Source organism: Cedecea sp., from assembly GCF_036500665.1.
Lineage (GTDB): Bacteria > Pseudomonadota > Gammaproteobacteria > Enterobacterales > Enterobacteriaceae > Cedecea.
Genome location: NZ_DASYBS010000113.1, coordinates 40,759 through 62,094, shown reverse-complemented (window position 1 = coordinate 62,094; position 21,336 = coordinate 40,759). Strand labels below are relative to the sequence as shown.

The following is a 21,336-nucleotide window of genomic DNA, read 5'->3' as shown; positions in this document are numbered from 1 at the left end:
CAACGAGAGGCTTTTTTCTCTTTACTATTTAAACCCTTTCGCCGTTTTAATCAGATCGTAAGCACCTTGAATTTCTTGAGCTTTCTGTTTCGCCATCTGCATCATTTCCGGCGGTAAACCTTTTGCCACCAGCTTGTCCGGATGATGCTCGCTCATTAACTTGCGATAAGCGCGTTTGATCGTCGTCGCTTCATCGGTACTTTTTACACCCAGCACTTTGCAGGCATCTTCCAGCGTCGGACCTCGTTGCTGTTGAGAGAACCCGCCCTGCGATTGCTGATGCTGATGCTGATAATGACCACCGCCAAACTGCTGGCCACCCTCCATCATGCGCAGGAACTGGTCGAACTGGGCGCGAGAGATGCCAAGCTCTTCGGCAATGACATACAGCACCTGACGTTCATTCGGGTGTAATGAGCCATCAGCAAACGCCGCCTGAATTTGAATTTCAAGAAACATCCGAATCAAATCAGAGCGGCCAAAACAGACGCTGCGCATCTGCCGCATTTTTTCTCGTAATGGGTAATTATTTTCTTTCCCGGCACGAAACGCACGCTGTGCTGCTGAGCGTGCTTCGCCATGAAGCTGCATTCGGTCCATCAGTAACGACGCAATTTGAATATCCGCTTCGGTCACCCGGCCTTTCGATTTGGTGAGATGTCCCATCACTTCAAACGTGGTAGAAAAAAATAGCGCCTGACGCTGCTGCTGGTTGGCAAACCAGGCACCGCGACGACTGCGCGCTTTATCGAACATATGCCCGATAAGAAAACCTATCACTACACCCCAAAAGCCGCCGCCCGAGATTAAACCCAAAGCAACACCGAGTACTTTTCCCCAATACTGCATATACTCCCCAAATCGTCATGCTGTCGTCTAGAATTTGCTTTATCATACCCGCCATTGATAGCGCTGCCTAACGGCATACTGCTAACGGGCTGGATTAACACTAGCGCTGTGGTGATGAGTACGTTAGTCTCTGACCGTTTGCCTTCGCTATACCCTGATGACGGAACAACAAATAACACGTATGAAAAAACGTATTCCCACCTTGCTGGCCACATTGATTGGTTCAGCGCTTTATAGCCAACAAGGTATGGCTGCCGACCTTGCCTCTCAATGTATGCTGGGTATCCCAAGCTACAATCGCCCTTTGGTTCAGGGCGACGGCAACAATCTGCCGGTCACTATCCAGGCGGATCACGCTAAAGGCGACTACCCGGATAACGCCGTGTTTACCGGCAATGTTGACGTTCAGCAAGGCAATAGCCGCCTGCAGTCAGACGAGGTTCAGCTTCATCAGAAACAGGTTGAAGGCCAGCCCGATCCGGTGCGCACCGTCGATGCCTTAGGTAATGTGCATTACGATGACAATCAGGTCATCCTGAAAGGTCCGAAAGCGTGGTCGAATTTAAACACCAAAGATACTAACGTCTGGAGCGGCGATTACCAGATGGTTGGCCGCCAGGGTCGCGGTACTGCGGACCTGATGAAACAGCGCGGCGATAACCGTTATACCATCCTGGAAAACGGAACCTTTACCTCCTGTCTGCCGGGTTCAAATACCTGGAGCGTTGTCGGCAGCGAAGTGATTCAGGACAGGCAGGAAGAGGTCGCGGAGATTTGGAATGCCCGCTTTAAGCTGGGCCCGGTGCCGGTCTTCTACAGCCCTTATCTGCAGCTCCCGATCGGCGATAAACGCCGCTCCGGCTTCCTGATCCCGAGCGCTAAATACAGCACCAACAACGGGATTGAGTTCTCGCTGCCGTATTACTGGAACATTGCGCCGAACTTCGATGCCACCATTACGCCGCACTACATTGATAAGCGCGGCGGCATTCAATGGCAGAACGAGTTCCGCTACCTGACCCAGGCGGGTGCAGGCCTGATGGAGTTTGACTACCTTCCGTCTGATGACGAATACAAGAACGCACAAGGCGTGCCTCAGGGGGAAAAAGATCGCCGCTGGCTGTTCTACTGGAACCACAGCGGGGTGATGGATCAGGTATGGCGCTTCAACATCGACTACACCAAGGTCAGCGACTCACGCTACTTCAACGACTTTAGCTCCCAGTACGGTAACAGTACAGACGGCTATGCCACGCAAAAATTCAGCGTCGGCTACGCGGTCGAAAACTTCGACGCCACGCTATCCACAAAGCAGTTCCAGGTCTTTGCTAACCAGGCAGGCAGGAGTTCTTATCGTGCGGAACCTCAGCTGGACGTTAACTTCTACCAGAACGACGTGGGCCCATTTGATACCCGTGTTTATGGCCAGGCGGTGAAGTTCACCAACGTTAACGCCAACTACCCGGACGCAACACGTGTCCATTTAGAGCCGGTTATCAACCTGCCAGTGTCTAACGGCTGGGCAAGTCTGAATACTGAAGCCAAGCTGATGATGACCCATTATCAGCAGGACAACCTGGACAAGTACAAGCAGAATGTAAAGGCCGACAGTACGCTGGAAAGCACGGTCAACCGTACGCTCCCACAGTTTAAAATGGACGGCAAACTTATCTTTGACCGCGATATGGACTCGGTTGCCGGCTGGACGCAGACCCTGGAGCCGCGTGCTCAGTATCTTTATGTCCCGTACCGCAACCAAAGTGCTATCAACAACTACGACTCATCCCTGCTTCAGTCTGACTACAGCGGGCTGTTCCGCGATCGCACTTACGGCGGTCTAGACCGTATCGCTTCAGCTAACCAGGTTACCACGGGCTTAACGTCTCGCGTTTATGATGACGCTTCCGTTGAACGTTTTAACGTATCCGCTGGTCAAATCTACTATTTCACCCAGTCCCGTACCGGGGATGACAACATCAACTGGGAGAAAGATAAGAAAACGGGCTCCATGCTTTGGGCCGGAGATACCTACTGGCGTATGACCGATCGCTGGGGCCTGCGCGGCGGCGTGCAGTATGATGCCCGTCTAGGCAGCGTCGCAAACGGCAACGGTGCCATTGAGTATCGTCGCGATAGCGATCGCATGGCGCAGTTGACCTATCGTTACGCCAGCCCGGAGTATATTCAGGCAACGTTACCGGCCGATTATTCCACCGCAGATCAGTTTAAGGACGGGATATCACAGGTGGGTATGGCTGCCAGTTGGCCGATCGTTGATCGCTGGTCGGTCGTCGGTGCCTACTACTATGATACCAATGCCAGACAGTCTGCTGACTCTATGCTCGCCGTACAGTACAACTCTTGCTGCTATGCAATTCGTGTTGGCGTCGAGCGTAAAATCAACGGCTGGGAAAATAACCAAAGCAAATACGATAACGTAATCGGCTTTAACATCGAGTTACGTGGCCTGAGCTCTAACTATGGCCTGGGTATCCCGCAGATGTTGCGTTCTAATATTCTGCCGTACCAAAGCTCGTTGTAATTCACTTTGACGAATACTCTAAATAATCCGCTTTGCGGCTAAGTAAAATGGAAAAAGTATGAAGAACTGGAGAATGCTGCTTCTTGGTGTCGCCCTGGTAGCGAACACGACCTTTGCAGCCCCACAGGTTGTCGATAAAGTCGCCGCCGTAGTGAATAACGGCGTCGTGCTTGAAAGTGATGTTGATAGCTTAATGCAATCAGTAAAAATGAACGCACGCGAAGCGGGACAGCAGCTGCCGGATGACGCGACGCTGCGCCACCAAATCGTTGAACGTCTGATTATGGATCAAATCATCCTGCAGATGGGTCAAAAGATGGGCGTGAAGATAACCGACGACGAACTCGATCAGGCGATCGCTAACATCGCTAAACAGAACAATATCACCATGGATCAGATGCGCAGCCGTCTGGCCTATGATGGTGTGAACTACAACACCTACCGCAGTCAGATTCGTAAAGAGATGACGATTTCGGAAGTGCGTAACAATGAAGTACGGCGTCGCGTCTCTATCCTGCCTCAGGAAGTGGACTCGCTGGCACAGCAGGTTGGCAACCAGAACGACAGCAGCACAGAGCTGAATCTGAGCCATATCTTAATTGCCCTGCCGGAAAACCCAAGCTCTGCTCAGGTTGACGACGCAGAAAAACAGGCGCGTAACGTGGTCGATCAGGCTCGTAGCGGGGCTGACTTCGGCAAACTCGCCATCAGCTATTCCGCCGACCAGCAGGCGCTGAAAGGCGGCCAGATGGGCTGGGGCCGAATCCAGGAACTGCCTTCTATTTTCGCTCAGGCCTTAAGTACGGCGAAGAAAGGCGACATCATCGGGCCGATTCGTTCAGGCGTGGGCTTCCATATCCTGAAAGTTAACGACCTGCGTGGCCAGAGTCAGAATATTTCGGTTACCGAAGTTCATGCTCGTCATATTCTACTGAAAACGTCACCTATCCTGAACGATACTCAGGCACGCCAGAAGCTGGAGCAGATCGCTGCGGATATTAAGAGCGGGAAAACCACGTTCGCCGCAGCGGCAAAAGCGTTCTCTGACGATCCTGGCTCAGCAAATCAGGGCGGTGACCTGGGCTGGGCGGCAACGGATATTTATGACCCAGCCTTCCGTGACGCATTGCAAAAGCTGAACAAAGGCCAGACGAGCGCGCCAGTGCATTCTTCCTTTGGCTGGCACCTGATCGAACTGCTGGATACGCGCAAAGTTGACAGAACCGATGCAGCGCAAAAAGACAGAGCCTACCGCATGCTGTTCAACCGCAAGTTCTCCGAAGAAGCGCAAACCTGGATGCAGGAACAGCGCGCCAGCGCTTACGTGAAGATCATAGGCAGCAATGGCTAACATCTCTCGTGTGACCATCACTCCCGGCGAACCCGCCGGGATTGGTCCCGACCTGGTCGTCGCGTTAGCGCAACGCGACTGGCCCGTTGAACTGGTCGTCTGCGCTTCCCCGGAATTATTACTCGCCAGAGCATCCCTGCTCGGCCTCCCCCTGACGCTACAGCCTTTCCAGACCGATCAACCGGCAAAACCGCAGGCCGCAGGCACGCTGACCGTGTTGCCCGTTGAGCTGCGCGCGCCGGTCGTTCCAGGGCAGCTGGACGTGCGTAACAGCGCTTATGTCGTTGAGACGCTGGCCCGCGCCTGCGATGGCTGCCTGAGCGGGGAATTTTCCGCCTTGATAACCGGCCCGGTGCACAAAGGCATTATCAACGATGCCGGTATCCCCTTTATCGGCCATACCGAGTTCTTTGAAGAACGCTCGCAAAGCGAAAAAGTGGTGATGATGCTGGCGACGGAGGAACTTCGCGTTGCGCTGGCCACCACACACCTGCCGCTGAAAGCAATTTCTGACGCCATTACGCCGGATTTACTACGCCAGATTGTCACCATCCTGTATCATGACCTGCAAACCAAATTTGGTATCCCGCAGCCGCATGTTCTGGTCTGTGGTCTCAATCCGCACGCCGGGGAAGGTGGCCATATGGGCACCGAAGAGATAGACACCATTATCCCGGTGTTAAATGAGATGCGCGCTTTAGGGATGAACCTTTCTGGCCCACTTCCGGCAGATACGCTATTCCAGCCCAAATACCTCGATAGTGCTGATGCCGTACTGGCGATGTATCACGATCAGGGGCTGCCCGTGTTGAAATACCAGGGCTTCGGCCGCGCGGTGAATATCACTCTGGGATTACCTTTTATCCGCACATCGGTTGACCACGGCACGGCTCTAGAGCTGGCAGGCCAGGGGAAAGCCGACGTCGGCAGTTTTATTACGGCGCTTAATCTCGCCATTAAAATGATTGTTAATAGTCAATGAATACTCGAGTCCACCAGGGCCACCTTGCCCGCAAACGTTTTGGACAAAACTTCCTTAATGACCAGTTCGTTATCGACAGTATTGTCTCCGCCATTAATCCACAGCCAGGCCAGGCGATGGTTGAAATCGGGCCGGGCCTCGGTGCCTTGACCGAGCCTGTGGGTGAACGCATGGATAAAATGACCGTTATCGAACTGGACCGCGATCTCGCCGCCCGTTTGCAAACGCATCCGTTCCTTGCGCCTAAGCTGACGATTTATCAGCAGGATGCCATGACCATGGATTTCGGCGAGCTGTCGCAAAAAATCGGCCAGCCGTTGCGCGTCTTCGGTAACCTGCCGTATAACATCTCTACGCCGCTGATGTTCCACCTCTTTAGCTATACTGATGCCATTGCGGACATGCATTTTATGCTGCAAAAAGAGGTTGTGAACCGCCTGGTTGCCGGGCCAAACAGCAAAGCGTACGGTCGCCTGTCGGTGATGGCGCAGTACTACTGCAACGTTATCCCAGTGCTAGAAGTGCCCCCTACGGCGTTCACTCCGGCACCAAAAGTTGACTCTGCCGTTGTACGTCTGGTACCGCACGCCACCTTACCACACCCGGTAAAAGAGCTGCGCGTGCTGAGCCGCATCACAACCGAGGCATTCAACAAGCGCCGCAAAACTATCCGTAATAGCCTTGGCCATTTGTTTAGCGCTGAGGTGCTGGCGGAGTTAGGCGTTGATGCTACACTGCGTGCGGAAAACATTTCCGTTGCTCAGTACTGTAAGCTTGCAAACTATCTGGCTGACAACCCGCAGCAGCCGTCGGAGAGCTAAACCATGCTTGATTCGCCCCGCGTATGTGTTCAGGTACAAAGCGTTTATATTGAGTCGCAATCCTCGCCGGAGGATGAGCGTTTCGTGTTTGCGTATACCGTCACTATTCGTAACCTGGGGCGAACGATGGTGCAGCTGCTCGGCCGTTACTGGCTTATCACTAACGGTAACGGTCGGGAAACCGAAGTGCAGGGTGAAGGCGTGGTCGGCGCACAACCCCTCATTGAGCCGGGTAACGACTACCAGTACACCAGCGGAGCGGTCATCGAAACGCCGCTCGGCACGATGCAGGGCCATTACGAGATGGTCGATGCCCAGGGTGAGGCCTTCAGGGTCGAGATCCCCGTCTTCCGTCTAGCCATTCCAACCTTCATTCACTGATACCATGTCGACATATCTGATTGGCGATGTTCACGGCTGTTACGATGAACTGATCGCGTTGTTGCAGCAGGTTAATTTCAATCCTGAAGAAGATACGCTATGGCTGACGGGCGACCTGGTAGCCCGGGGCCCCGCATCTCTGGAGGTACTGCGCTATGTTCGCAGCCTCGGGGACAGCGTACGTATGGTGCTTGGGAACCACGACCTGCATCTATTAGCCGTGTTTGCAGGTATCAGCCGTAACAAACCTAAAGATCGCGTCACGCCGCTGCTGGAAGCGTCGGATGCCGATGAGCTTCTAAACTGGCTTCGCCGCCAGCCGCTCATTCAGGTGGATGAAGAAAAAAAGCTGGTGATGGCACACGCGGGGATTACGCCGCAGTGGGATATCACCACCGCGCTTGCCTGCGCGCGCGATGTAGAAGCCGTTTTATCGAGCGACAGCTACCCCTTATTCCTCGATGCCATGTATGGCGATATGCCAAACAACTGGTCCAGCGATCTGTCCGGCCTTGCCCGTCTGCGTTTTATCACTAACTCGCTTACACGCATGCGCTACTGCTTCCCTAACGGCCAGCTTGATATGTATTGCAAAGATACGCCGGAAAAGGCTCCTGCACCGTTGAAGCCGTGGTTTGCAATCCCTGGCCCTGTTACCGCCGAATATTCTGTAGCCTTTGGTCACTGGGCATCGCTGGAAGGGAAAGGGGCGCCGGAAGGCATCTATGCGCTTGATACGGGATGCTGCTGGGGAGGCTATCTCACCTGCCTACGTTGGGAAGATAAAACCTGGTTCGTACAACCGTCAAACCGCCAGCAGGATAGCGATGAAGGTCAGGCGGCCATCGCCTCCTGATAAGCGCCCTCCCCCTGGAGGGAGAGGGCTTAACGCTAGCGCTAGCGCCGCTCCAGAATTTCGAAGCAATAGCCGTGCGAATTATTCTCGTCGGCATCGTGGAATTCGCTAAAGGTTGACTGCCACTCGTCCGGATCGTAATCCGGGAAATGCGTGTCTCCTTCCACTTCTGCATCAATGTGGGTCAGGTACAGGCGCTGTGCCTTCGGCAGGAACTGTTCGTACACACGCCCACCGCCAATCACCATGATTTCTTCGGCATCGCCACAGGCTTTGATAGCTTCTTCTACCGAGGTTACCCACTCAACGCGAGCGTCATTACCCGCTTTGCTGCTAATAACGATATTCTTACGCCCCGGCAGCGGACGGCCAATCGACTCCCAGGTCAGACGCCCCATAACCACAGGTTTGTTGAGCGTGTTGCGTTTAAACCAGGCCAGGTCGCCAGGCAAATCCCATGGCATGGCGTTTTCCATACCGATAACGCGATCTACCGCTAAAGCAGCAATCAGACTGATCATTCGTATAACCTAAGGATGATGAAAAAAATTGCCGCCACTATACGGAAAGCGCAATCTTTCGTCGACAGGAGGCGGGCTGCGTAACGAGAATTTTTTTTATTCTGCGTCGGTAAACGCACCCCAATATTCAAGTGCGGGATATGGAACAAGGGGTTAGCGTTAACCCCCGTTCACTATAAGGAAAAGTAAATATTTTTCAGCAACATCACTCTGCTGGCCTGGCCGGGGGTTCGTCAGAAAGTTTGCCGCTGTGAAGGCCTTCCCTGGTGCCCTGCCACCCGTCTCGCTGAATCACGTGCAGGTGCGCACGATCCTCGTTAATGACCTCCGTCAACATAGCGCTATTGCGTTTAAAGACGTCGGCCCTTTCAGCGGTTTTATCGTCGGTTGGCACCATCTCTTCGAGCATCTGCAGGTTAAAGCGACGGAAGTGATCGGCCCGTTCACGCGCCTCATATTTCCCTACGCCCAAACCTTCCAGCGCCCGGCGGCCAATCTTCAGCGAGCTTTCGAACGTTTCACGTTCCGGCATCTCTACTCCCGCCTGACGCAGGCGAATGTAATGATTAATATCGCGCGCCCTGGCAAGAATCTGCAGATGGGGAAAATGCTCTTTCGCCAGCTCCGTTAGCTGCATATTCGCTTCGGGATCGTCAATGGCGTTAATCAACACTTCAGCGCCCGCCGCACCAGCCGATTCAAGCAGATCCACGCGGGTAGCGTCACCATAAAACACCTTTGTACCGAATTTTCGCAGCGTTTCAATGTGGTCAGGATCGTGATCCAGAATGACCACGTTCACGCCGCTAGTCAGCAACAGACGGCCAGCAATCTGCCCAAAGCGTCCAAACCCGGCAATAATGACCCGGGGCTGCTCTTCATCAATTTCATCGGCTTCTCCTGCCTGCTCGCTTCCCGTTTTCTCCAGCCGGTTCAGCACCACCAGCAGCAGAGGCGTTGCCGCCATCGAGAGCGCAACGGTAAGGGTCAGCGACTTCGACCAGCCGTCGTCCAGCACCTGCGCCATATGCGCCGCGCCGAAGATAACAAAGGCAAACTCACTTCCCTGGCCCAGCAAAGCGGCAAACCAGCGCCGCTGCCTGCGTGGCACCTTCAGCGGCTTAGCAACCAGCCAAAGCATCAGCGTTTTAATCACCAGGAAACCGACCAGCAGGATGAGAATGCGTAGCGGGTTTTCGAGTAACGTCCCGAAGTCGATAGACATCCCCACGCCGATAAAGAACAGCCCAAGCAGCAGGCCTTTAAACGGCTCGATATCGCTTTCCAGCGCATGGCGATATTCGGAGCTGGCTAACAGCACCCCGGCCAGAAACGCCCCCATCGCCATCGACAATCCGGCCTCTTCTAACAGCAGGCCAAAGCCAAAGACAAGGAAAAGCGCAACGGCACTGAACACTTCACGCAGCCCGGAACGAGCCACAAACCGCAGCACTGGCCGGGTCACATAGCGCCCGAGCAGAACCACAAGCGCCAGCGCAGCAACCACCTTGAGGGCCGAAATTAAAAAGGTCGCAAACGTCATCGTGCCGCCGCTGCTCGCCAGCAGCGGGATCATCGCCACCAAAGGAATCGCGGCAATATCCTGGAACAGCAGCACCGCAAAAGCGCTGCGCCCCATGGGCGTAACGGTAAGGTTGCGTTCGTTCATCGCCTGCATGGCAATCGCGGTCGATGAGAGAGCAAGCGTCAGGCCGATAAGCAATGCGACTTTCCAGTCGAGCCCCATGACGATACAGAAAGCGCCCAGCGCCAGCCCACAGGCCGCCATCTGGAGGAAACCGCCGCCAAACACCGAGGCACGAAGCGTCCATAGCCGCTGCGGATCAAGCTCCAGCCCGATGACAAAGAGCATCAGCACCACGCCAATCTCGGCAAAATGCAGAATAGTTTCGGCATCCGTCACCAGCCGCAGCCCCCACGGCCCGATAATACAGCCGGCTATCAGGTAGCCAAGTACCGACCCCAGCCCGAGCCTTACGGCAATCGGCACGATAAGCGCGGCTGAACCGAGGTAAATAAGCGCCTGAATTAAGCTATGGCTATCCACGGCGAGCCTCCTGCCAGTCAATTAAGCGTTGCTTATAGTCGTCCGCCTGGCGGGCAAGCGTGAATTCGTCGCAAACAAAGGTGAAGTGAATGGCAAAACTCGGCAGCCAGTTCATGCCGCAGTAAAGCGCTGTCGCCTGCAGTGGCTGGGCAAGTACGTCAAATCCGGGGTGGTCACCCAGCTCGAAATGTTTTTCGCTTCCGCCGGTCGTCACTGCCCAGATAATATCTTTGCCGTGCAGCGCGTTCCCACCCTTACCGTATGCCCAACCGTGCGAGAGGACTTTGTCTATCCACAATTTCATCAACGGGGGCGTGCTGTACCACTGCATAGGATGTTGCCAGATAACCAAATCAGCGCGGCTTAACGCCTGCTGCTCGGCGGCAATATCAATATTGAAGTCGGGATAAAGTTCGTAGAGGGAACGAATCTCTACCCCCGGCAAGGTTTTCGCCCGCTCAATCATTTGCCGGTTGGCGTGCGAATGCTGGGGATAGGGATGCGCATAAATTATAAGAATCATTGTTAAGCCTGTCTTCACTACTGCCTTTAATGACAGTGAGTTTAGTCAGTTAATCGACAGGCTAACAGTCAATATTGCTGAGCGTGTTGTTGGATATTTCTTAACTAGTTATCCAGCTCGCTCATCTCTTTCACCTGGTCGCGGTTGATCTGCTCGGTTTTGCCCGTTTCGGCATTTTTGTAAGACACCAGGCCGGTATCTTTATCAACCTGCGGTTTGCCATCGGTCACAATCGTTTTGCCATCGCTCGTTTTAACGGACTGATTCGACGAGCAACCTGCTACGGTCAGAAGCGTTACGGCAGCAAAAAGGGAAGCGAGTAAAGTATGTTTCTGCATGGTGTTCTCCCAGCGTGTTAGTCATTTTCAGTTGTGTGCAGGTTAACTGTAGACTATCTCGCTGAGTCCGAAGCAAAAATGGCCTCTTTTCAGAGGCCGTTGGCGTTGTTTTCGGAATATTCTTTCAGGCTGACAAATATCAGCCCTTAATCTGGGCGTGCATTTCCTGCACCGAAGTCACCTTCTCGGTGGCGTCTGCGTTCAGCGCCATCGCCGTAGCGAAGCCGCCGTTCAGCGTGGTGTCGTAATGCACTTTGTACTGCAGCGCGCTGCGGCGAATCAGCTTGGAATCTTCAATCGCCTGGCGGCCCGCGGTGGTGTTGATGATGTAGGTGTATTCGCCATTCTTGATACGATCCTGAATGTGCGGACGCCCTTCATGCACCTTGTTCACCAGACGTGGGTTAATACCGGCTTCACCCAGAACAATCGCGGTACCGTGGGTAGCGTCCAGCTCGAAGCCCTGTTTCAGCAGCTTCGCGGCCAGGTCTACGACGCGCTCTTTATCACCTTCGCGCACGGAAAGAAGCGCGCGGCCCGGCTTACGCATCGTGGACTGGCTGCCCAGCATCGCTTTAGAGAAAGCTTCAGCGAAGGTACGGCCCACGCCCATCACTTCCCCGGTAGAGCGCATTTCTGGCCCTAACAGCGGGTCAACGCCTGGGAATTTGTTGAACGGCAGCACCACTTCTTTCACCGAGTAGTACGGTGGAATGATTTCTTTGGTCACGCCCTGCTCAACCAGCGTTTTCCCGGCCATGACGCGAGCGGCAACTTTCGCCAGCGGCACGCCCGTTGCTTTGGAAACAAACGGCACGGTACGCGCGGCACGTGGGTTAACTTCAATCAGGTAAACCTCGTTGTCCTTCACCGCAAACTGCACGTTCATCAGACCGCGCACCTGCAGCTCGAAGGCCAGCTTCTGCACCTGCTGGCGCATCACATCCTGGATTTCCTGGCTCAAAGTGTAAGCCGGCAGGGAGCATGCAGAGTCACCGGAGTGAACGCCCGCCTGCTCAATGTGTTCCATGATGCCGCCAATCAGTACGGTTTCACCGTCGCAGATGGCGTCCACGTCCACTTCAACCGCATCGTCCAGGAAGCGGTCGAGCAGTACCGGTGCGTCGTTAGAGACGCTAACCGCAGTCTGGAAGTAGCGGCGAAGGTCCGCTTCGTCGTAGACGATTTCCATCGCACGGCCGCCCAGCACGTAAGAAGGACGAACCACCAGCGGGTAACCAATCTGCACGGCTTTCTCTACCGCCTGCTCAATGGCCGTCACGGTGGCGTTAGCAGGCTGCTTCAGCTTCAGGCGCTCAACGGCATGCTGGAAGCGTTCACGATCTTCTGCACGGTCGATAGCATCCGGGCTGGTGCCGATAACCGGCACACCGGCCGCTTCCAGCGCACGAGCCAGCTTCAGCGGCGTCTGTCCGCCGTACTGCACGATAACGCCCTTCGGCTTCTCAACGCGGACGATTTCCAGCACGTCTTCGAAGGTAACCGGCTCAAAGTAGAGGCGGTCAGACGTGTCGTAGTCGGTGGAGACGGTTTCCGGATTGCAGTTAACCATGATGGTTTCGTAACCATCTTCGCGCAACGCCAGAGAAGCGTGTACGCAGCAATAGTCGAACTCAATGCCCTGGCCGATACGGTTTGGACCGCCGCCCAGCACCATGATTTTATCGCGGTCGTTGTTCGGATTAGCTTCACACTCGTCTTCGTACGTGGAGTACATGTAAGCCGTGTCGGTAGCGAATTCCGCCGCACAGGTATCCACACGTTTGTAGACAGGATGCAGGTTATATTGCTCACGCAGTTTGCGCACTTCGGATTCACGAACGCCAGCCAGTTTTGCCAGACGCGCATCCGCAAAACCTTTGCGTTTCAGCATGCGCAGGAAGTCGTGGTTCAGGCCGGTGATACCAATTTCAGCCACCTGCTCTTCCAGGCGCACCAGCTCTTCAATCTGCACCAGGAACCAGCGATCGATGTTAGTCAGGTTGAACACGCCGTCGACGGACAGGCCCGCACGGAACGCGTCGGCCACATACCAGATACGCTCGGCGCCTGCGTCTTTCAGCTCGCGACGAATTTTGGTCAGGGCTTCCGGATCGTCCAGGCTGACTTTCGGGTCAAAGCCCGTGGCGCCAACTTCCAGGCCTCGCAACGCTTTCTGCAGGGACTCTTGCTGGGTGCGGCCGATTGCCATCACTTCACCCACGGATTTCATCTGCGTGGTCAGGCGGTCGTTTGCGCCGGCAAATTTCTCGAAGTTAAAGCGAGGTATTTTGGTCACGACATAGTCGATGGACGGTTCGAAGGAAGCCGGAGTGCGGCCGCCGGTGATGTCGTTCATCAGCTCGTCAAGGGTGTAACCTACCGCCAGCTTCGCGGCGACTTTTGCAATCGGGAAGCCGGTCGCTTTAGACGCCAGCGCGGAGGAGCGGGACACGCGCGGGTTCATCTCGATGATGATAAGACGGCCCGTTTTCGGGTTAACGGAGAACTGAACGTTAGAGCCCCCGGTTTCTACGCCGATTTCACGCAGTACCGCCATCGAGGCGTTACGCATGATTTGGTATTCTTTATCAGTCAGCGTTTGCGCTGGCGCCACGGTGATAGAGTCACCGGTGTGGATGCCCATTGGGTCGAAGTTTTCGATAGAGCAGACGATGATGCAGTTGTCGTTCTTATCACGCACCACCTCCATCTCGTACTCTTTCCAGCCGATCAGCGATTCATCAATCAGCAGCTCTTTGGTTGGGGAAAGATCCAGACCGCGTTCGCAAATCTCTTCAAACTCTTCGCGGTTATAAGCGATACCGCCGCCGGTGCCGCCCATAGTAAAGGATGGACGGATGATACACGGGTAGCCCACGTCGGCCGCGACAGCCAACGCTTCTTCCATATTGTGCGCAATGCCGGAGCGCGCGGTGTCGAGGCCGATTTTTTTCATCGCAATGTCGAAGCGACGACGGTCTTCGGCTTTATCGATAGCGTCGGCAGTTGCGCCGATCATGGTGACGCCGAACTCTTCCAGCACGCCCTGACGCTCAAGCTCCAGCGCACAGTTTAGTGCGGTCTGCCCGCCCATGGTGGGCAGCACCGCGTCCGGGCGCTCTTTTTCGATGATTTTGCGTACCACTTCCCAGTGAATCGGCTCGATGTAGGTCGCATCGGCCATTTCCGGGTCGGTCATGATGGTTGCCGGGTTGGAGTTCACCAGAATAACGCGGTAGCCCTCTTCACGCAGCGCTTTACACGCCTGGGCGCCGGAGTAGTCGAACTCACAGGCCTGGCCGATAACAATCGGGCCAGCGCCGAGGATCAGGATGCTTTTTATATCTGTACGTTTTGGCATGGTCTTCTCGGCTCCTGATTATTTAGCGGTGTTACGGTATTGCTCGATAAGTTCGATAAAGTGGTCGAACAGCGGCGCGGCGTCGTGCGGCCCCGGGCTGGCTTCAGGGTGACCCTGGAAGCTGAACGCGGCTTTATCGGTGCGATGGATGCCCTGCAGCGTGCCATCGAACAGAGATTTGTGCGTTACACGCAGGTTGGCAGGCAGCGTCGTCTCATCCACCGCAAAACCGTGGTTCTGGGCGGTTATCATCACGCAGTCTTTATCCAGGTCTTTCACCGGGTGGTTACCGCCGTGGTGACCAAACTTCATCTTCACGGTGTTAGCGCCGCTCGCCAGCGCCAGCAGCTGGTGGCCGAGGCAAATCCCAAAGACAGGAATGTCTGTCTCCAGGAAGGATTTGATTGCGCTGATGGCGTAGTCGCAGGGTGCCGGGTCGCCAGGGCCGTTAGAAAGGAAGATGCCATCCGGGTTCATCTTCAGTACTTCTTCAGCCGGCGTTTGTGCCGGAACAACGGTCAGGCGGCAGCCTCTGTCTACCAACATGCGCAGAATATTGCGTTTTGCGCCGTAGTCATAGGCCACCACGTGGAACGGTAAATCTTCTGCTTTTGCCGCTTCTGGCAGATTGCCTTCAAGCGTCCAGCTCCCTTGCTGCCAGGTGTACGCTTCTTTGGTCGTCACTTCTTTCGCGAGGTCCATGCCGTTCAGGCCGGGGAACGCTTTCGCTTTTTCCAGCGCCAGGGCCGCGTCTACGTTATCGCCCGCGATAATACAGCCGTTCTGAGCGCCTTTTTCGCGCAGCAGGCGAGTCAGCTTACGGGTATCGATATCGGCAATGGCCACGATGTTATGGCGCTTAAGATAAGAAGAAAGGTCTTCCTGGCTTCTGAAGTTGCTGGCAATCAGCGGCAGGTCACGAATGACGAGGCCTTGCGCATGAACCTGGGAGGATTCTTCATCGGCTTCATTGGTGCCGACATTACCGATATGAGGATAAGTAAGAGTGACAATCTGGCGGGAGTAGGAAGGATCAGTGAGGATTTCTTGATAACCGGTCAATGAGGTATTGAAAACGACTTCACCCACTGCCGTACCCGATGCCCCAATGGCCCGACCGTGGAATTGGGTTCCGTCTTCCAGAACCAACAGCGCTGACTTAATCAAAACGTCCTCCAGGGAATAAACATTCAATTTATTCGCATATTAATTCAAAACCAGCGGCTGAATCAAATGCAAAAAGTGCCTGCCCTACGGATTTTTGGCAAACGGCGGCATTCTAGAGACAAGCCGGGTAAAAGTCTACCTTAAGACGAAGTTTTTATGTCTATTTTGCCGCTCAGAGTAAAAAGATCTGATTTGAAGGTCAAAACAATCAGCTAACCTGGGAAAAGTAACCGATTGCCGACCATGAATACTGGAAAAGTGGCGAGATGAGAGTAAAAAAGTAGACCGAATGGTCAAAATTAACATTACGACAACACAAAAACGATAGATAAATTGATTTTATTGGCAATAATTAAGACTTAAACAACCAAGCCCACATAAAAACAAAAGGGTGATATAAATCACCCTAAAATCAAACAATTAAAAACAAACAACCACATTTATAAGGATATATTTAACTACAAATTATTGAGGTCAAGCACGTCTCGCATATCAAAAATACCGTTCTTTTTACCTTTAAGCCATGAGGCAGAACGAACTGCACCATTAGCAAAAGTCATGCGGCTTGAAGCCTTGTGGGTAATCTCAACGCGCTCGCCAATATCTGCAAACATCGCGGTATGTTCACCGACAATGTCGCCCGCACGCACGGTAGCAAAACCGATTGTGCCAGGCACTCGCTCGCCGGTATGGCCTTCACGAGAATAAACCGCGCAATCTTTCAGATTTTTGTCCATCGCCTGAGCAATCGCCTCACCCATTGCCAGCGCGGTGCCGGAAGGTGCATCTACTTTGTAGCGGTGGTGCGCCTCAATAATTTCGATGTCGGCGTAGTCGCCCATCACTTTGGCCGCTTTCTCCAGCAGCTTCAGCATCACATTCACGCCCACGCTAAAGTTTGCCGCGAAGACAATAGGGATCTCACGAGAAGCATCGCTGATAGCCTGCTTACCGGCATCATCAAAGCCGGTCGTGCCGATAACCATCCCTTTGGCGTGCTTAACGCAAAACGCCAGGTGGGCTAACGTTCCTTCCGGACGGGTAAAATCGATAAACACATCGAAGTCGTTCACCACAGTGTCGAGGCTGTCGCTAACCAGCACGCCGGTTTTCGCCACACCGGCCAGTTCACCAGCGTCGCTGCCAACCAGAGAAGAGCCTGGACGCTCGAGCGCCGCGCCAAGCTGAACACCGTCCTGCTGCAAAGCGGCCTGAATCAGCTGGCGTCCCATACGCCCGCCCGCTCCCGCGATGGCTACGCGAATTTGTGCATCATGCATATCATTACTCTTTGGTTAAATAATTCGTAGAAACGCTCTCAGGTTAACCAGCCCGCAGCCGGGCCGCCAGCCGAAAACACCCATAATTAGAATTTACTGTCATGGCCCCTGTGTTATCAATAACAGCCATAAAAACCTTACTTTTACCAGGATTAAATGGCGGTTAAAAAAGCTCAGGTTTTCCCGCTAACGAGAGCGCCGAGAGTAATAGAATACGCGACAGCACACCTTATGGCTGATGCAGCGAAAGAGAATGTGCTGCGAAAGGGTTCATTCGAAGCGCTCAGACAAGCGCATAATTGACCGCTAGCTGCCCTTTTTTAACTTTCATGCCGGTAACGGTGATGCCATTAATCTCTGTCAGCGTTTCAACGTGGGTGCCACCGCACAGATAAGCTGGCAACTCGCCGAACCCTACTTTGCGCCTGCCGTCTTCAAATGCAATCGACCTGCTCAATTTCCCCTCCAACCAAGGCTGAACGATCGCCAGCAGCTTTTCCGCAGTAGGTACAGGAGCATTTTCTTTGCTCACAAAGGTGATACGCCCTTCGCCAGGCCATTGGTGCGCCTTAACGGGCTGCCAGCCGCATTCTTCACCCGCATACCCCACCAGATGCCCGGAAGTGTGCCAACGCGAATGCAGCAGACGAGTCACCGCATCGACGCGTAGCTCAACCTCAGCAAGATCAAGAGGCTGCTGCAGGATGTGTAGTACGTTTTCACCCCGTTGCATTACCGCCTCAACGGGTACGCCGGCAATCCAGCCTTTGTCGGCCGGCTGCCCTCCTCCCTGTGGATGAAAAAGCGTTCGGTCCAGCTCAATCGCATAGCGGCCGTCAGATTCAGCCGTACAGCTAACCACCCTTGCGCGGCCTTTGGTGATATCACTCGAGTAATAAAGTCGTTCAGTCATCATGTTCTCCTCATAGTCAGAAGAGTATATTGCGTTTATCAATATCGATAATCTGCCTTTCAAACAATGAACCTTTGCCTGGTAAGCACAAATGAATCTGACCTTACTTCCCGATCTCGCCACTTTTGTGACCATTGTTGAGCAGGGCAGTTTTTCCGCCGCTGCCAGAATAGCGGGAACAACACCCTCTGCTATCAGCCGCAGCGTCTCACGCCTTGAACGGGAGATGGGATGTAAATTGCTGCATCGTTCGACGCGAAAACTGGCCCTGAGCGATACGGGTAAAACGGTCTATCAGCATGCGCTGGAGATGCTGGAGGCGGCCAGGCAGGCGATGGATAGGGGAAGTAGCCTGCAGACGGTGGTCCAGGACCGATTGACGCTCAGCGTACCAAAGGCGGTGGGGCATTTTGTTATCCATCCGCTAATCCCGACGTTTCTGGCCCGCTATCCCAGGGTAAATGTCAGCCTGCGCCTTGAAGACCGTTATATGGATCTGATTGATGACGGCGTTGATCTGGCACTACGCATCACAGACAGCCCGTCTCCTGGCCTGTACGGCAAACCGCTAATGCCTATCGCACATATTATTTGCGCCACCCCGGAGTACCTGCATCTGCACGGTACTCCACAACAACCAGGAGATTTGCGCCAGCATAGCTGCATTAGCCTGGGAGAAACGCCGGCTGATTCGCGCTGGAAGTTTCGCCGGCCGGGCAAGACGGAGACGGTACAAACCCACGGGCGCTATGCGGCAAACCATACGGGAGTCAGGCTGGATGCGGTTAAGCGTAATCTGGGGATTGGCAGCCTGCCGCTGTTTACCGCGCGCGATGCGCTGGCCCGCGGCGAAATAGTGCAGGTGCTGCCGGACTGGGAGTTTATCAGCGCCTATACCGGCGAACTGTGGCTATTGTGGACACGAAACCAGCATATGCCAGGCCCGATGCGGGCGATGATCGACTATCTGAGCGAAGAGATAGCCACTCACGGCGCCAGCGCCAGCACCTCAGAGACCCAGGCCTGAAAACCGGGAACATCAATATCCAATGCAACCTGCGCATTCGTCGGGCGTTCCAGACGGTGCTCAAGATCCACCACCGTCGTTCCGCTGGTATAAGTACCGTGTGTCTCTACCGCGACGAAACAAGGATAGGTTTGAAACAATTCAGGTTTAACCAGCCACGCAATGGCGGTCAAATCATGCATTCTCAGCCCGGTTTCCATACTGCCGCTGCGGTAATGGCTGAACAATGCATGCAGCATTTTCCCGGTGCGATTGAGCTCAGGCAGGCGAGCCAGATACTCAGGAGAAAGCATGGCCCGATTGGTGACATCCAGCCCGCACATGACTATCTCCAGACCGCTCTCAAAAATACGGGCAGCGGCTTCAGGATCAATAGCGATGTTGAATTCGGCCGTCGGCGTAAAGTTACCCCGGCCCGCAGATCCGCCCATCATCACCAGCCGTTTGATTTTCGCTTTACACGCCGGGTATTGAGTCAGCAGCAAAGCGACGTTAGTCAGCGGGCCAATGGTGACCAAAGTAACCGGCTCATCGCTGTTTATCAGGCAATCGTACATAGCCTGAAATGCGGGCACCGGCAGCGCATGACGAGACGTTTCGGTAAAGACATAACCTTCCATCCCCGATTCGCCGTGCACGTAGGCCGCATCCCGCAATGGACGCAGCAGCGGTACCGAAGCACCTCTGGCAACGGGCGTATCTTCTTGCCAAAACTCCAGCAGCTGCAGCGCATTACGCGTGGTTTTATCCACCGACACATTACCGGCGACGGTCGTAATCAGCTTCAAATCCAGCTGGGGTGCAAACAGGGCTGCTGCAATGGCAACCGCATCGTCGATACCGGGATCGGTATCAAGAATAATCGGGGTTCTGGTCATGCTTTTCTCCATAAAAAATGCCAGCGGGCATACACCAGCTGGCATCTTCTCATAAACAGAAATCGACGACGCTAGTCTACTTCACGTATGTCGACTCGCAGCTCACGCGGTACTTCAAAAACAATGTTCTCTTCGCGCCCGGTCAGCTCCTGGGCTTCGCTGCCGCCCAGCTCGCGCAGGCGGGTGATGACGTTCTGCACCAGCACGTCCGGTGCAGAAGCCCCGGCGGTAACGCCGACGCAATTGGCCTCTTTTACCCAGGCCTCCTGGATATCCGCGGCGTCATCAATCAGGTAGGCCGCTTTCCCCATCCGTTGTGCCAGTTCGGCAAGGCGATTAGAGTTAGAGGAGTTTTTAGACCCCACGACCAGCACCACATCCGCTTCATTAGCCAGCGCACGCACCGCTTCCTGACGGTTAGTGGTGGCATAGCAAATGTCGTCTTTACGCGGGCCGATGATCTTCGGGAAGCGCTTGCGCAGGGCGTCAATCACGTCCGAAGTATCGTCCACGGAAAGCGTGGTCTGGGTCATAAACGACAGGTTGCTTTCGTCTTTAACCTCAAGCGTCCAGACATCATCCGGCGACTCAACCAGGTACATTCCGCCTTTCGGGTTGCTGTACTGGCCCATGGTGCCTTCGACTTCCGGGTGACCGGCATGGCCAATCAGAATGGACTCTTCGCCACGACGGCTCGCACGCGCCACTTCCATATGCACTTTGGTCACCAGCGGGCAGGTGGCATCGAAGACCGTCAGCTCGCGGCTTTTGGCTTCGTTACGCACCGCCTGAGAAACACCGTGCGCCGAGAAAATCAGGATCGCGCCGTCCGGCACTTCGCTGATTTGCTCGATGAAAATCGCCCCGCGCTCGCGCAGGCTGTCCACCACGTAGCGGTTATGCACCACTTCGTGGCGAACGTAGATTGGTGCGCCGTAAATCTGCAGCGCGTTTTCGACAATGCTGATAGCGCGGTCGACCCCAGCACAAAAGCCTCTGGGATTAGCCAACAGGATCTGCATTCAACGCCTCCAGTACCGGATTAACTTCCAGTACTTCAATATCAAAATGGATAGTCTGCCCGGCCAGCGGATGGTTAAAGTCGACGGTAATCGAGTCGCCGTTAACTTCACGCACCACGCCCGGCATTTCGCTGCCATCCATTGCGGTAAACAGCATAATGGCACCCGGCTCCGGCTCGCCCGCATCAACGAATTCGCGACGCGAGAAGTATTGGATCATATCCGGACTTGGGATGCCAAAAGCCGCCTCTGGCGCAAGCGAAAACGCTTTTTTATCGCCAGCCTTCAGGCCAACCAGCTGGTCTTCCAGACCCGGGGACAGTGTCTCATCCCCAAGGCGGAACAGCGCAGGCTTACCGTTGGCACGGGTCGACTCCGCGGTGGAGCCATCTTCAAGCTTCAGCGTGAAATGCACCAGCACCGCGCTGTTGCTCTGTACAGACTCAGCCATGG

At 54.6% G+C, this 21,336-nt stretch carries 19 protein-coding genes; 7 read left to right on the top strand and 12 right to left on the bottom strand.

Features of this window, described 5'->3' with window-relative positions; all coding sequences use genetic code 11:
- Positions 1–24: 24 nt before the first annotated feature.
- Positions 25–849 (bottom strand): co-chaperone DjlA, encoded by an 825-nt coding sequence (djlA, locus tag VGM55_RS19270; RefSeq protein WP_331636370.1) that lies wholly within the window; start codon positions 847–849, stop codon positions 25–27.
- A gap of 181 nt (positions 850–1,030) precedes the next feature.
- On the opposite strand from djlA, the gene lptD reads away from it, so the two are divergent.
- Genes lptD through apaH form a run of 6 tightly spaced genes read left to right on the top strand, consistent with a single transcriptional unit; the run spans position 1,031 to position 7,782 of the window.
- A complete protein-coding gene (gene lptD, locus VGM55_RS19265) occupies positions 1,031–3,391 on the top strand; it encodes an LPS assembly protein LptD (RefSeq protein WP_331636369.1) in 2,361 nt (786 codons plus the stop codon).
- Positions 3,392–3,449: 58 nt separating this feature from the next.
- On the top strand, positions 3,450–4,742 hold the full coding sequence (surA, locus tag VGM55_RS19260; RefSeq protein ID WP_154187162.1) for a peptidylprolyl isomerase SurA: 1,293 nt from the start codon (positions 3,450–3,452) through the stop codon (positions 4,740–4,742).
- Positions 4,735–5,724, top strand: coding sequence for a 4-hydroxythreonine-4-phosphate dehydrogenase PdxA (gene pdxA / locus VGM55_RS19255; RefSeq protein ID WP_154187161.1), 990 nt, complete (start codon positions 4,735–4,737; stop codon positions 5,722–5,724). The genes surA and pdxA overlap by 8 nt, the downstream gene beginning before the upstream one ends.
- Entirely contained in the window at positions 5,721–6,545 is an 825-nt protein-coding gene (gene rsmA, locus VGM55_RS19250; RefSeq protein WP_154187160.1) for a 16S rRNA (adenine(1518)-N(6)/adenine(1519)-N(6))-dimethyltransferase RsmA, read from the top strand. The genes pdxA and rsmA overlap by 4 nt, the downstream gene beginning before the upstream one ends.
- Positions 6,546–6,548: 3 nt before the next feature.
- Positions 6,549–6,926, top strand: a complete 378-nt coding sequence (gene apaG / locus VGM55_RS19245) for a Co2+/Mg2+ efflux protein ApaG (protein ID WP_154187159.1) — start codon at positions 6,549–6,551, stop codon at positions 6,924–6,926.
- A gap of 4 nt (positions 6,927–6,930) precedes the next feature.
- A complete protein-coding gene (apaH, locus tag VGM55_RS19240) occupies positions 6,931–7,782 on the top strand; it encodes a bis(5'-nucleosyl)-tetraphosphatase (symmetrical) ApaH (RefSeq protein WP_331636368.1) in 852 nt (283 codons plus the stop codon).
- Between the two features lie 41 nt (positions 7,783–7,823).
- Here apaH and folA read toward each other — a convergent pair whose 3' ends face one another.
- The 8 genes from folA to VGM55_RS19200 all read right to left on the bottom strand — a co-directional run bounded on the left by folA (position 7,824) and on the right by VGM55_RS19200 (position 17,956).
- Entirely contained in the window at positions 7,824–8,303 is a 480-nt protein-coding gene (gene folA / locus VGM55_RS19235; protein WP_154187157.1) for a type 3 dihydrofolate reductase, read from the bottom strand.
- Between the two features lie 205 nt (positions 8,304–8,508).
- Positions 8,509–10,371, bottom strand: coding sequence for a glutathione-regulated potassium-efflux system protein KefC (gene kefC / locus VGM55_RS19230; RefSeq protein ID WP_331636367.1), 1,863 nt, complete (start codon positions 10,369–10,371; stop codon positions 8,509–8,511).
- Positions 10,364–10,894 carry a glutathione-regulated potassium-efflux system oxidoreductase KefF gene (gene kefF, locus VGM55_RS19225; protein WP_154187155.1) on the bottom strand — a complete coding sequence of 177 codons (531 nt, stop codon included), beginning with the start codon at positions 10,892–10,894 and terminating at the stop codon, positions 10,364–10,366. The genes kefC and kefF overlap by 8 nt, the downstream gene beginning before the upstream one ends.
- Positions 10,895–10,998: 104 nt before the next feature.
- Positions 10,999–11,232 (bottom strand): YgdI/YgdR family lipoprotein, encoded by a 234-nt coding sequence (locus VGM55_RS19220; RefSeq protein WP_154187154.1) that lies wholly within the window; start codon positions 11,230–11,232, stop codon positions 10,999–11,001.
- Between the two features lie 139 nt (positions 11,233–11,371).
- Positions 11,372–14,596, bottom strand: coding sequence for a carbamoyl-phosphate synthase large subunit (carB, locus tag VGM55_RS19215; protein ID WP_154187153.1), 3,225 nt, complete (start codon positions 14,594–14,596; stop codon positions 11,372–11,374).
- An 18-nt stretch (positions 14,597–14,614) separates the two neighbouring features.
- Complete coding sequence (gene carA, locus VGM55_RS19210) at positions 14,615–15,763, bottom strand: glutamine-hydrolyzing carbamoyl-phosphate synthase small subunit (RefSeq protein WP_154187152.1); 1,149 nt, start codon at positions 15,761–15,763, stop codon at positions 14,615–14,617.
- Positions 15,764–16,221: 458 nt separating this feature from the next.
- Complete coding sequence (gene dapB / locus VGM55_RS19205; RefSeq protein ID WP_154187151.1) at positions 16,222–17,043, bottom strand: 4-hydroxy-tetrahydrodipicolinate reductase; 822 nt, start codon at positions 17,041–17,043, stop codon at positions 16,222–16,224.
- A gap of 283 nt (positions 17,044–17,326) precedes the next feature.
- Entirely contained in the window at positions 17,327–17,956 is a 630-nt protein-coding gene (locus VGM55_RS19200; RefSeq protein ID WP_331636425.1) for an alanyl-tRNA editing protein, read from the bottom strand.
- 91 nt (positions 17,957–18,047) lie between these two features.
- Here VGM55_RS19200 and VGM55_RS19195 point away from each other — a divergent pair, with 91 nt between their 5' ends.
- On the top strand, positions 18,048–18,983 hold the full coding sequence (locus VGM55_RS19195) for a LysR family transcriptional regulator (RefSeq protein ID WP_331636366.1): 936 nt from the start codon (positions 18,048–18,050) through the stop codon (positions 18,981–18,983).
- On the opposite strand, the gene rihC is transcribed toward VGM55_RS19195, so the two are convergent.
- The 3 genes from rihC to fkpB form a co-directional block, all read right to left on the bottom strand.
- A complete protein-coding gene (gene rihC, locus VGM55_RS19190; protein WP_331636365.1) occupies positions 18,944–19,861 on the bottom strand; it encodes a ribonucleoside hydrolase RihC in 918 nt (305 codons plus the stop codon). The two genes, VGM55_RS19195 and rihC, sit on opposite strands and share 40 nt — an antisense overlap.
- Before the next feature lie 71 nt (positions 19,862–19,932).
- Entirely contained in the window at positions 19,933–20,883 is a 951-nt protein-coding gene (ispH, locus tag VGM55_RS19185) for a 4-hydroxy-3-methylbut-2-enyl diphosphate reductase (protein WP_154187148.1), read from the bottom strand.
- A complete protein-coding gene (fkpB, locus tag VGM55_RS19180) occupies positions 20,864–21,334 on the bottom strand; it encodes an FKBP-type peptidyl-prolyl cis-trans isomerase (RefSeq protein WP_154187147.1) in 471 nt (156 codons plus the stop codon). The genes ispH and fkpB overlap by 20 nt, the downstream gene beginning before the upstream one ends.
- Positions 21,335–21,336 lie beyond the last annotated feature (2 nt).

What these genes read in the sequence shown, in the direction of transcription:
- djlA (WP_331636370.1), bottom strand. Translation starts at nt 849, where the DNA reads ATGCAGTATTGGGGAAAAGTACTCGGTGTTGCTTTGGGTTTAATCTCG.
- lptD (WP_331636369.1), top strand. Translation starts at nt 1,031, where the DNA reads ATGAAAAAACGTATTCCCACCTTGCTGGCCACATTGATTGGTTCAGCG.
- surA (WP_154187162.1), top strand. Translation starts at nt 3,450, where the DNA reads ATGAAGAACTGGAGAATGCTGCTTCTTGGTGTCGCCCTGGTAGCGAAC.
- pdxA (WP_154187161.1), top strand. Translation starts at nt 4,735, where the DNA reads ATGGCTAACATCTCTCGTGTGACCATCACTCCCGGCGAACCCGCCGGG.
- rsmA (WP_154187160.1), top strand. Translation starts at nt 5,721, where the DNA reads ATGAATACTCGAGTCCACCAGGGCCACCTTGCCCGCAAACGTTTTGGA.
- apaG (WP_154187159.1), top strand. Translation starts at nt 6,549, where the DNA reads ATGCTTGATTCGCCCCGCGTATGTGTTCAGGTACAAAGCGTTTATATT.
- apaH (WP_331636368.1), top strand. Translation starts at nt 6,931, where the DNA reads ATGTCGACATATCTGATTGGCGATGTTCACGGCTGTTACGATGAACTG.
- folA (WP_154187157.1), bottom strand. Translation starts at nt 8,303, where the DNA reads ATGATCAGTCTGATTGCTGCTTTAGCGGTAGATCGCGTTATCGGTATG.
- kefF (WP_154187155.1), bottom strand. Translation starts at nt 10,894, where the DNA reads ATGATTCTTATAATTTATGCGCATCCCTATCCCCAGCATTCGCACGCC.
- VGM55_RS19220 (WP_154187154.1), bottom strand. Translation starts at nt 11,232, where the DNA reads ATGCAGAAACATACTTTACTCGCTTCCCTTTTTGCTGCCGTAACGCTT.
- carB (WP_154187153.1), bottom strand. Translation starts at nt 14,596, where the DNA reads ATGCCAAAACGTACAGATATAAAAAGCATCCTGATCCTCGGCGCTGGC.
- dapB (WP_154187151.1), bottom strand. Translation starts at nt 17,043, where the DNA reads ATGCATGATGCACAAATTCGCGTAGCCATCGCGGGAGCGGGCGGGCGT.
- VGM55_RS19200 (WP_331636425.1), bottom strand. Translation starts at nt 17,956, where the DNA reads ATGACTGAACGACTTTATTACTCGAGTGATATCACCAAAGGCCGCGCA.
- VGM55_RS19195 (WP_331636366.1), top strand. Translation starts at nt 18,048, where the DNA reads ATGAATCTGACCTTACTTCCCGATCTCGCCACTTTTGTGACCATTGTT.
- rihC (WP_331636365.1), bottom strand. Translation starts at nt 19,861, where the DNA reads ATGACCAGAACCCCGATTATTCTTGATACCGATCCCGGTATCGACGAT.
- ispH (WP_154187148.1), bottom strand. Translation starts at nt 20,883, where the DNA reads ATGCAGATCCTGTTGGCTAATCCCAGAGGCTTTTGTGCTGGGGTCGAC.
- fkpB (WP_154187147.1), bottom strand. Translation starts at nt 21,334, where the DNA reads ATGGCTGAGTCTGTACAGAGCAACAGCGCGGTGCTGGTGCATTTCACG.